This window comes from Amycolatopsis sp. NPDC004747, assembly GCF_053601335.1.
Genome location: NZ_JBSGBQ010000035.1, coordinates 88,517 through 97,537, shown reverse-complemented (window position 1 = coordinate 97,537; position 9,021 = coordinate 88,517). Strand labels below are relative to the sequence as shown.

The window sequence follows — 9,021 nt, the reverse complement described above, 5'->3', positions numbered from 1 at the left end:
TTTTTGGTGTGTTATTTCGTTGTTTAGAGTTTCCGATACCGGCGGGGGGGGGGGGGGGGCTCGGCCCCCACAGGACACGACGAAGAGAGCCCTGTCTGCGCTTTCCGCAGACAGGGCTCTCCCGCTCTCGAGTGGGCGATACTGGGATCGAACCAGTGACCTCTTCGGTGTGAACGAAGCGCTCTCCCGCTGAGCTAATCGCCCGCTCTCGGTGTCGAGGTGAACTTTAGCGTACGACTTTCAGGCGCCTGCAAACGGGTGGTCCTCGACGACCACACTCCGCTTACCGGCGAGTACGGAACGCACAACCCCGAGCTAGCCGGGGTTGTGCCGGCGGGGGGCCGCCCGACGGCTCGTTCGACACCCGTGCGACGGTGCTATCGCCCGGCGACTAAACCGCGCAGTATGGAGGCGTGGGCCCCGCGGGGCGCGCCGGTCAGTTGCGCGCCGTGGGTGGTCACGGGTGGAGATGGGGGCCGAAGAGCCCGGACGGGTGATCTGCGGCGCACCCGCGACGGATTCGGCCTCCTGATGCGTCCAAGTGGTGACGCCCTCGGCCGGGCCGGGCCGGGAAGGGAGACGAAGGGTAGGACGATGCGCAACGATCACGTGACGCTCCGCTCGACGGCGGTCTTCGACCTGCTGGCGCCGCGGACTCCCGCGGTTCCGGTCAAGGTGGAGCTGCGCTACGACACACGCGACCCGTACGCGGTCGTCGCCGCCTTCCGCACCGGCCGCGCCGGCTGGGTCGAGTGGGTGTACGCACGCGACCTCCTCGCAGACGGCCTCCTGGCCGACGCGGGTGACGGCGACGTGCGCATCCGCCCGTCGGTCGAGGACCCCGAAGCGGTCCTGATCGAGCTGAACTCGCCCTCCGGGCACGCCATGTTCGAGGCGTCCGCCCAGGAGTTGGCCGACTTCCTCGACCGGACGTACGACGTGGTCCTCCCGGGCAACGAGCACCTGTGGGTCGACGTCGACGACGCGCTCACCCACCTCATCCCGCACGATCTGGCCTGATGACGGCCCTGCAACGGCGGAGTGACACCCCGGTGTCGGCCCGGTTTTCGGGGTCCGATATGGTTTTCCCACACCACGGCGACGGGGACTCGGGTTCCCGGAGCTGCGGAGTGCGGATGTAGCGCAGCTGGTAGCGCATCACCTTGCCAAGGTGAGGGTCGCGGGTTCGAATCCCGTCATCCGCTCGGTAGGCTCTCGGGCCTAGTGACGGTGGAGTGGCCGAGAGGCGAGGCAACGGCCTGCAAAGCCGTGTACACGGGTTCGAATCCCGTCTCCACCTCGCGCGATTAGCTCAGCGGGAGAGCGCTTCCCTGACACGGAAGAGGTCACTGGTTCAATCCCAGTATCGCGCACCACATGTTTTCGCAGGTCAGAAGCCCTGTCCCTCCCCGGAGGGGCGGGGCTTCAGTCGTCAGATGGCGATGAAATGGCGATGGGCCCCGGACCGGGTTCCAGACCACGCCGCGACCGCAGGTGCGGGAACCAGGACACCAGCTTGGCCCGCTCACCCGGGTACAGCGATGCCAGCGACCGCTGCCACCGTTCCTCCAGGACGGCCAGGATCTGGTTGACCATCGCCGGGGTCACGTGGTCGTAGACCCGGGCGATGCCCTTCATCTTCTGCCCCAGCCGCGCCCGCCGGGCGACCTCCGGGATCCCGTCTTCGGTCAGCCACGTGCTGTGGGTGTGGCGGCCCTCGTGGAAGGTGAACGTTGACAGGATCGGCGGCCTGCGCTCCCCCGCCCCCGCGTCGTCCAGTTCGTTGCCGTCCCACGCCGGCCGCCAGAAGCGGATCCGGAAGTTCGACCGCCGCCAAGGATGCCCTTCCGGCGTGCACAGCACGAACGGCTCCCGATGGCTGTCCATTAGCTCCTCGTACAGCACAGCTATGCCCGGCGGTAGCGCGACGAACCTTGTTCCGGCAGGAGTTTTGGTCCGGCCCTTCTTCGGCCGGGAGTTCCCGCGTCGCGTCGGCGGCCGCTGACGGCCGTCCGGGTGATGATCATCACCCTTCCGGCCTCCTTTGTAGACCTTCCCCGCCACCTCCTTCAACGGCATCCGGATCTCGATCCCGCGACGCTCGGAGTCGTACTCGTGCCGCTGCTGCCCGACAAGTTCACCCCAACGGGCGCCGGTATAGAGATCCATCAGGCACAGCACGAACCCCGACTTGCCCAGCCCGAGCTCGTAGAGCCGCATCGCGGCCCTCAGAGCTTGCGCCGGCGTAGCCACCAAGCGCTCGGTGTCGAACTCGCCGTGTGACACCCGGACGCCGTTGCACGGGTTGGCCGGGATCATCCGGGCCCGCACCGCACCGTTGAGGATGGTGGAGAACAGAGCAAAGTACGACGAGACCGAGGACTCGGCGTAATCCTCGTGCAGCTCCGAGAGCCACCGCTCGATCTCGACGTAGCCATTGAAGATCGCGATCAACGGTCACGCCTGCCACTGCGGCAGCAGCTGGTTGTCGAGGAACGACCGGTACTTCGCGATCGTGTTCAGCTCCAGGCGCGGCTCCACGGCCGCCAGCCATTCCTCGGCGAAGTCGTCGAACCGCGTTTCACCATCCCGGGGGTCCAGCCACAGGTTCCGCCGGATCAGCGCTTCCTGCTCCAGCCCCCAGTCCTCGGCCGCCTTCTCGGTCGGGAAGCCTGATTTGCTCCCCCAGGTCCCGTCGGGCCGCTTGTACCGGGCCCGCCACTCACCGGTCCCGGGCTCTTCCTGGCCGTAGGCCATCCTTCACTCCTTCTCTTGTTGCTCCGCGAGCGTCAAGCCGCGCGGAAGTCTTCAGCCAGTTCCGCCAGCGGTACCCGCCGCCGATGCGGCTTCACTGACGCCGCGCTCAGCCGCACGATCTCCGCAACATCGCCGCGCGTGAACCGGTAGTGCTTGCCGAACCGGTGGTGCGGCACCGCCCCGGCGGCTGCCTGATCCTTCAACGTCCTCGGCGACAGCTGCAGCAGCTCCCCCACCTGCTCCGCGGTCAGCAACGCATCAGGATCCGCCGGCGGCTCCGGCACGGTCGCCTGCACCGCCGCGGCCAGCTCACGGATGGCCATGGCGACGGCACAGCCGTCTCCGTTCCCGCGGCATTCGTTGTCCATCACGTACTCCATTCTTGTTGTCAGAAAATCGAGTGGACCAGGGAAGTGTTCGACCCGGCATACACCTATCCACACCGAAACACGACCGGCAGTCAATAGGCTCTCGAAAGAAACTCGAAGAGCCTCGTACATGAGCAAACCCAACAACACCCCGCGATTCCGCGACGCTACTATTCGACGCACCGGTATCCGAAACGGCACCAGAATTAAAGGATAAGCAGATGACCAAGAGGGTCACCATCGAGATACTCGACGACACGGACGGCAGCCGAGCCGAGCAGACCGTCCCATTCGGACTCGACGGCATCGCCTACGAGATCGACCTGTCCACAACGAACACCAACGCACTGCGTGAAGCACTGGCCCCGTATGTGGCGGCCGCAAGCCGAACCGGAGGCCGCCGCATCAAGGTCGCCGTCGGCCAGCCGACCAACAGCACGAAACAGGAACCGGAGCCAAGTGTGAATTACACGGCGACTCACGACATCCGCACGTGGGCTCGAGCCAACGGGTACGAAGTAGCCGATCAGGGGCGCATCTCCAAGACACTAGTCGAGGCATACCACTCATCTCGCCAGCACGGCAGCACCGAAACCAGTCGGAAGCGTCCGACCGGAACAGCGGCCAAGCGGCGCCCCAAACCACGAAAATGATTCTCCCTCAGCATCGAAGCACCTCTGTATTCCCATAACCCCTCCGAAGTAGCGATGGTGTGCCGAGTGCGGCACACTGACGCTCCTAACTCCGGCAATCAGCCCGACTGGAGACATGTGGTGACCAGCCTTGCACGACACCAGCCTGCAGGGTGACAGCCTCCCGGTACTGCTCTCCTCGATGCGACAACTCCAGCCAAACGAACGGCCGGCCCCGATACGGCGCGGTTCCGGTCGCCCACGTGGTCGCTGGAGGTTTATGGTTGAACCCCACGACTCGAGTGAGCCTGAAGGGCGGATTAGTGATCGGAGTACACCCCTCGCCGCACCTGCGCTCTGCAGCGTGGGTACCCAACGACGATCGTGGGCGCTCCCGGACCGACTCTGACCAGAACGTGCGGTGTCCTACGTTATGTCGGAGGGCGTCCCCGAAGCAGGAGCCAAGGATCCGACGCCCCCTTGATAACCGGGCGTAGCCCGTGCAAGAACTTTACCATCGCGCGTTTGCGCGACTCGACCGAGTAGCCGGCAAGCACCGGGAGTTTGCCCGATGCTGGGCGACCTACATCTCGGCGCACCCGTGGGACGTCGAGGTCCGCAGCGTCGATCCCCGCACATTGGAGATCTTGGCAGTCATGCGCCAGCCCGCGCCGGTCGAGCTCGCGCTCATCTTCTCCGAGTGGCTAGCAGCGCTGCGGGCATCCCTTGACAACGCCATCTACGCCCTTGCCGCCGCGCTCACAGGTCAGAATCCCCCACCGCAAGCGGGTAGCATCCAGTTTCCGGTCTGCTCGACTCCGGACGACTTCGCGCGCCAGGCGAATCGTCTCAGGATGTTGCCGCAACGCATTATCGAAGCACTCGAGAAGGCACAGCCCTACCAGTCTCCATGGGGACCCGAGAGCAACTTGACCTGGTGGCTCAACGAGCTGGCCCGTAAAGACCGCCACCGAGAACTCCACATCGGGCTTGGCCGCATCGATGAGCATCGCATCAGGGTCGCCCCGCCGAGCGACGTCACCATCTTGTTCGACGAGAGCGTCATGCCCTACAGCCACATCGAGCAAGAACTCGTGGTCGGGCGGTTCACGGCAAACCGGCCTCTTCAGCCGGAGGAAGTGACCGTGGACTTGACCGGCGTGACCATCGCGCCGGAAATCCAAGCCTGGGCCGAGTTCAAGTTGAACGGAAGGAGGCAACCGCTCGACAAGAGGATGGCCTACACCGAAAGGTTCACGCGCAACCACGTGGAGAACATGACCCTGATGGGCGGGTGCGTACCGCCCGGCGGGTACAGAAACGATCGACCCTGCCGTACTGGAGGACACGGCATAGCTACCCGTCGGTATACCGGATCACCGTAGTCGACCTTGTTTATCAGCACCGTCACCCCGCCGCCATCTCCGGCCGCCAAGGTCGAAGACAACCACGAGCTGGTCGACGTAGACGTCCAGTTCGCCAGGCACAACCGCGTCAAAGCTCCGGCAGCCTGGCTGACCACCACCCTTCCTGGTGGGCTTCGGTACCAGTCGGAGGACCGAGTTGATCTACAACCCACCCTGAAGTTTGCTACCGATTTGCTGCTCGAGTGACGACGGCCGGTTCGCGAACTACGCGGGCACGAGTTCGGTTCCCGTGCGTGCCATGGTGGCGTCTCAATGCGATCCCGGCTATCCCCGGTCACGCCGAGCAGCGCGGGGATCGGCGAAGATTCCTCGACGCGCGCTCACCACGCGGCTGAGCCCTGGAAAGCACCGCGACCACAATCACCACGTGGTCGCCCCTGCTCGTGGATGACCCCGGACGTCGGCCCCGTCAGGTCGCCGGGCGCAGGCGCCGCACCTTTGCCGGGCCGTCGATCGCGCCGCGGGCGATGCGGTTGGCCAGTTCCTTGAGCCGTTCCTCGGTGGTGCGGTCCGCCGGTTGGTAGACCACGACCCGGGCGCGCGGGTTTTCCTCGAGCAGCATCGTCGTGTTGCGGACGGACAGGTTGCCGACGTGCAGCGACCGGATGCGCTTCAGCCGTCCGGGGTCGGTGGACACGTCCGCCTGGTCCCACAACCGCACGAACAGCGGAGACTCCGCGCGAAGCCGGCCGAGCAACGGCTCCCACGCCGGGTCGGTGACCGACTCGCCGTAGTACGCGCGGAGTTTGGCCACGACGGCCGCGCACTCCTGCTCGTGATCCGAGTGTCCGGCGATCCAGTCGGGATGGGTGAAATGCAGGTAGGCACAGTTGCGGTCGGCCGCGGGAAGGGCCTCCAGGTCGTCGATCATGAACCGGAAGGACGCGTTGTAGGCCAGGGGCTCGAACCAGGGATTCATCACCACCGCCGGGTGCGGGGAAAGGTTGTCCAGCAGCCCTTGCAGGCGGGCACCGGCTCGTTCCCAGCTCGAGGCGGCGCCCGCATCGGGGTGTCCGCCGAGGAGGAACAGGTGCCGGCGCTCGTCGCTCGAGAGGCGCAACGCGTCGGCGATCGCCGCCAGCACTTCGGCGCTCGGCTGCACGTCGCGTCCCTGTTCGAGCCACGTGTACCAGGTCGACCCGACGTTCGCCAGGACCGCGACTTCCTCCCGGCGCAGGCCCCTGACCCGGCGCCGGCCGCCGCCGGGCAGGCCGACGTCGGCCGGGGACAGCCGGTCCCGCCGCGCACGGAGGTAGGCACCGAGCTCACGAGAACGCACGTCCGCCATGACCTTGATCGTCGCATGACCGGGCCGGCCGAAGGTAGTGGTCCGAGCACCACCATCACCACGCTCTGGGTAGGGCGTCGCGGATCACGCAGAGTGGGTGCCATGAACAAGACCTGGGCGTGTTTCGTCGCGGCGTTCGGGGCGACGTACACGTTCAGCATCGGCAACGTGACCGCCCCGCGCCTCGGGCCGGAATTGGGCGCCAGTCCCGGCGAGGTAGCACTCGTCCTGGCCGCTTTCGCCGTGTCGTTCGCCGCGGGGTTGATCCTCGCGGGCCGGCTCGGCGACCGGTACGGCCGCCGGCGGCTGCTGATCATCGGGCTCATCGCGCTCGCCACGACGTCGGCGCTGGCCGCGGCGGCTCCCGGACTCTGGTGGCTGCTCGCCGCCCGGGTCGCGCAGGGTGCGGCCTCAGCGGTCGTGATGCCCCAGACGCTGGCGATCATCCAGACCTCGGGCGGCGAGCCGGCCCAAGCGCGCGGGATCGCCGCGTTCACCGCGAGTTCCGGGGTCGGCACCGTGGCGGGCCAGATCACCGGCGGCCTCGTGATGGGGCTGAGCCTGCCCTTCGACGGATGGCGCGGCGCGGTGCTGACCTCAGCGATCCCCAGCGTGGTGGCACTGCTGGGCGCGTTCCGGCTTCCGGCACACCCACCGGCCGGCACCGAACGGCCCGACCTCGGCGGCGCGTTCCGGGTGGGTATCCCGCTCCTGGCCCTGATCGCCGGTCTCTCGCTCGGCCCGACCGCGGGCTGGACCTGGTGGACGTGGGGCCTGGCGGCACTGGGGGTGGTGGGCCTGTCCGGTTTCCTGGTCAATCAGGCACGGCGTGAGCGGGTCGGACGTCCGGTCCTCGTGCCGCCCGCCACCCTGCGCCAGCCCGCACTGCGGCTCGGCCTGCTGATGGCGCTCCTGCTCTTCGCCGGCTACGGCGCGTTCAGCTACGAGTACTCGATGCTCACCCAGGCCGGCCTCGGGTTGACGCCGGTCCAGTCGGGGCTCGCGCTGGCGCCGTTCGCGGGGACCTTCGTCGTCGCGGGACTGTGCATGCCGCACATCACCGCGCGGTTCGGTGATCGCACGATGGAACTGGCCGCGGGCCTGCTGGCCGCCGGTCTCGTCCTGCTCGGCCTCGTTTCATGGGTCACCCAACGGACGGGCGCGGCGGTCTGGATCGGCTGCTTCGAAGTGCTCGGCGTGCTCCTCGGCGCGGCGCAGGCGAGTCAGTACGGCCCCCTGGTCGGGACGGTGCTGGCCGCGGTGCCCCCGCGCGTCGCGGGCCTGGCCGGCGGCTTGTTCACGACCGCGCAACAGGCTGCGCTGGCGCTGGGCGTCGCCACCCTCGGCGGACTCTTCGGCACCCTAGCCCCCGCGCTCGGCTGGCAGCGCGCCTTCGCAGTCGCGCTCGGCCTGCAGGTGATCACCACCGCACTGTTCTGGGTGCTCGCACGTCGGCTTCGCACCACGCCGAGCCGACCCGGCATCCCCATTACCCCCGTACCGGATCAACAACGGAAGAAAGAAACCCATTCATGATCAAGATGGTCATCACCCTGAAGCGCCGCAACGGCATGACCCACGAGGAGTTCACCCACTACCAGCAGAAGATCCACCGGCCGCTGCTGATGTCGATCCCGGAATCGGAACGCTACATCCGCCGGTTCGTCGTGTCCTACCCGGTGCCGGCACCCCGGTACCCCGAACCGGAGTACGACTCGGTGGTCGAGGCCTGGTTCGACAGCATGGCCGACCTCGAAGGCCTGTTCTTCAGCGACAACTTCCTGAAGATCGTCGACCCGGACCACGAAAACTTCATCGACTTGTCGAATTTCGGCCGGATCATCTGCGAAGAGGACGTAGTCGTCGACTGCGGCTAGCAGGTTCCCGGTAAGTCAACCGGCCGGTCAAGTAGGCGGAAGGGCACCCTCGTCGCATCATGCACCGAAGGTGCCCTTCAGCCCACCTCGCGCGCAGGCAACCGTTGCCGGCCCGGCGGTGACCGTCAGGGGGTTGTCCTGGTGAGCACTGCGAAGTCCTTGCCCGCCGACTCCGGATCGGGCAGCACGCGCAGGCAGAGCGCGAGGCCACCGGTGAACACGAACGGCTTGTGCCGCCGGATCCGGCCGGACAGCCAGCCGGTCAACCACGCAGTGACCGCGACGCACGCGATTCCGATCAACCTCAGCAAGAAGATCATGCCCGGCACCGCGCCGGCCGGGACGGCGAACACTGCTGCCGGTCGAACGGACCTTCCCGCTGGCCGACATCGCCGAAGCCCACCACGCCGCCGAGGCCGGTCACGTCCGTGGCCGCCTGGTCCTCATCGTCAACTGAAGGAAACCGCATGAGCGACACCGAATCCGCCCCACCGAACTCGTGGGCGCCCCTGACCGGATCGCTGCAGCCCACCACACCCTCGATCGCGAACCTCGCGGTCGGCTGAACGCCGGCGCACGACCGCTGAATTTTCCACGCACAAGGAGCGGGGCACCGGATTCCTCCGGTGCCCCCCTTGACCCATCCCGCGAACCGTCAGACGGTGTGCGGGC

Annotated in this window: 11 protein-coding genes, 4 tRNA genes and 1 pseudogene; 10 read left to right on the top strand and 6 right to left on the bottom strand. The window is 67.1% G+C overall.

All coding sequences use genetic code 11. The features are described 5' to 3' along the window. Positions 1-132 precede the first annotated feature (132 nt). Positions 133-204 (bottom strand) — tRNA-Val (locus ACWEGE_RS38770). A 390-nt stretch (positions 205-594) separates the two neighbouring features. Between ACWEGE_RS38770 and ACWEGE_RS38765 the strand changes: the two genes are divergently transcribed. The 4 genes from ACWEGE_RS38765 (at position 595) to ACWEGE_RS38750 (ending at position 1,376) form a co-directional block, all read left to right on the top strand. Then, entirely contained in the window at positions 595-1,020 is a 426-nt protein-coding gene (locus ACWEGE_RS38765; RefSeq protein ID WP_013227152.1) for an SsgA family sporulation/cell division regulator, read from the top strand. Positions 1,021-1,132: 112 nt separating this feature from the next. Next, positions 1,133-1,205 (top strand) — tRNA-Gly (locus ACWEGE_RS38760). 24 nt (positions 1,206-1,229) lie between these two features. Beyond that, positions 1,230-1,300 (top strand) — tRNA-Cys (locus tag ACWEGE_RS38755). A gap of 1 nt (position 1,301) precedes the next feature. Then, positions 1,302-1,376: transfer RNA gene (locus ACWEGE_RS38750), tRNA-Val, on the top strand. Between the two features lie 49 nt (positions 1,377-1,425). Here the strand turns inward: ACWEGE_RS38750 and ACWEGE_RS38745 are convergent. From ACWEGE_RS38745 to ACWEGE_RS38735, 3 genes are read right to left on the bottom strand one after another with little or no spacing between them, the layout of a single operon-like run. Then, entirely contained in the window at positions 1,426-2,454 is a 1,029-nt protein-coding gene (locus ACWEGE_RS38745) for a tyrosine-type recombinase/integrase (RefSeq protein ID WP_449665460.1), read from the bottom strand. A gap of 3 nt (positions 2,455-2,457) precedes the next feature. Continuing rightward, positions 2,458-2,757: a tyrosine-type recombinase/integrase gene (locus ACWEGE_RS38740; protein WP_449665459.1), complete on the bottom strand. Its 300-nt coding sequence runs from the start codon at positions 2,755-2,757 to the stop codon at positions 2,458-2,460. Positions 2,758-2,789: 32 nt separating this feature from the next. After that, a complete protein-coding gene (locus ACWEGE_RS38735; protein WP_449665458.1) occupies positions 2,790-3,125 on the bottom strand; it encodes a helix-turn-helix domain-containing protein in 336 nt (111 codons plus the stop codon). Positions 3,126-3,346: 221 nt separating this feature from the next. Here ACWEGE_RS38735 and ACWEGE_RS38730 point away from each other — a divergent pair, with 221 nt between their 5' ends. The 3 genes from ACWEGE_RS38730 to ACWEGE_RS38720 all read left to right on the top strand — a co-directional run bounded on the left by ACWEGE_RS38730 (position 3,347) and on the right by ACWEGE_RS38720 (position 5,370). Then, positions 3,347-3,778 carry a histone-like nucleoid-structuring protein Lsr2 gene (locus ACWEGE_RS38730; protein WP_449665457.1) on the top strand — a complete coding sequence of 144 codons (432 nt, stop codon included), beginning with the start codon at positions 3,347-3,349 and terminating at the stop codon, positions 3,776-3,778. A gap of 479 nt (positions 3,779-4,257) precedes the next feature. Next, entirely contained in the window at positions 4,258-5,142 is an 885-nt protein-coding gene (locus tag ACWEGE_RS38725; protein WP_449665456.1) for a hypothetical protein, read from the top strand. A 6-nt stretch (positions 5,143-5,148) separates the two neighbouring features. Continuing rightward, the gene (locus ACWEGE_RS38720) at positions 5,149-5,370 is read left to right on the top strand and encodes a hypothetical protein (protein ID WP_449665455.1); all 222 of its coding nucleotides are present in this window, start codon (positions 5,149-5,151) and stop codon (positions 5,368-5,370) included. A gap of 223 nt (positions 5,371-5,593) precedes the next feature. On the opposite strand, the gene ACWEGE_RS38715 is transcribed toward ACWEGE_RS38720, so the two are convergent. Next, on the bottom strand, positions 5,594-6,472 hold the full coding sequence (locus ACWEGE_RS38715) for a helix-turn-helix transcriptional regulator (protein WP_449665454.1): 879 nt from the start codon (positions 6,470-6,472) through the stop codon (positions 5,594-5,596). Positions 6,473-6,574: 102 nt separating this feature from the next. Here ACWEGE_RS38715 and ACWEGE_RS38710 point away from each other — a divergent pair, with 102 nt between their 5' ends. Both ACWEGE_RS38710 and ACWEGE_RS38705 read left to right on the top strand, forming a co-directional pair. Further along, complete coding sequence (locus ACWEGE_RS38710; protein WP_449665453.1) at positions 6,575-8,008, top strand: MFS transporter; 1,434 nt, start codon at positions 6,575-6,577, stop codon at positions 8,006-8,008. Then, a complete protein-coding gene (locus ACWEGE_RS38705; protein ID WP_449665452.1) occupies positions 8,005-8,349 on the top strand; it encodes an EthD domain-containing protein in 345 nt (114 codons plus the stop codon). The genes ACWEGE_RS38710 and ACWEGE_RS38705 overlap by 4 nt, the downstream gene beginning before the upstream one ends. Before the next feature lie 125 nt (positions 8,350-8,474). Here ACWEGE_RS38705 and ACWEGE_RS38700 read toward each other — a convergent pair whose 3' ends face one another. Next, positions 8,475-8,669 (bottom strand): hypothetical protein, encoded by a 195-nt coding sequence (locus tag ACWEGE_RS38700; protein WP_449665451.1) that lies wholly within the window; start codon positions 8,667-8,669, stop codon positions 8,475-8,477. 35 nt (positions 8,670-8,704) lie between these two features. On the opposite strand from ACWEGE_RS38700, the pseudogene ACWEGE_RS38695 reads away from it, so the two are divergent. Beyond that, a pseudogene (locus ACWEGE_RS38695) lies at positions 8,705-8,806 on the top strand (zinc-binding dehydrogenase); the annotation flags it as partial. Positions 8,807-9,021 lie beyond the last annotated feature (215 nt).

What these genes read in the sequence shown, in the direction of transcription:
- ACWEGE_RS38765 (WP_013227152.1), top strand. Translation starts at nt 595, where the DNA reads ATGCGCAACGATCACGTGACGCTCCGCTCGACGGCGGTCTTCGACCTG.
- ACWEGE_RS38740 (WP_449665459.1), bottom strand. Translation starts at nt 2,757, where the DNA reads ATGGCCTACGGCCAGGAAGAGCCCGGGACCGGTGAGTGGCGGGCCCGG.
- ACWEGE_RS38735 (WP_449665458.1), bottom strand. Translation starts at nt 3,125, where the DNA reads ATGGACAACGAATGCCGCGGGAACGGAGACGGCTGTGCCGTCGCCATG.
- ACWEGE_RS38730 (WP_449665457.1), top strand. Translation starts at nt 3,347, where the DNA reads ATGACCAAGAGGGTCACCATCGAGATACTCGACGACACGGACGGCAGC.
- ACWEGE_RS38715 (WP_449665454.1), bottom strand. Translation starts at nt 6,472, where the DNA reads ATGGCGGACGTGCGTTCTCGTGAGCTCGGTGCCTACCTCCGTGCGCGG.
- ACWEGE_RS38710 (WP_449665453.1), top strand. Translation starts at nt 6,575, where the DNA reads ATGAACAAGACCTGGGCGTGTTTCGTCGCGGCGTTCGGGGCGACGTAC.
- ACWEGE_RS38705 (WP_449665452.1), top strand. Translation starts at nt 8,005, where the DNA reads ATGATCAAGATGGTCATCACCCTGAAGCGCCGCAACGGCATGACCCAC.
- ACWEGE_RS38700 (WP_449665451.1), bottom strand. Translation starts at nt 8,669, where the DNA reads ATGATCTTCTTGCTGAGGTTGATCGGAATCGCGTGCGTCGCGGTCACT.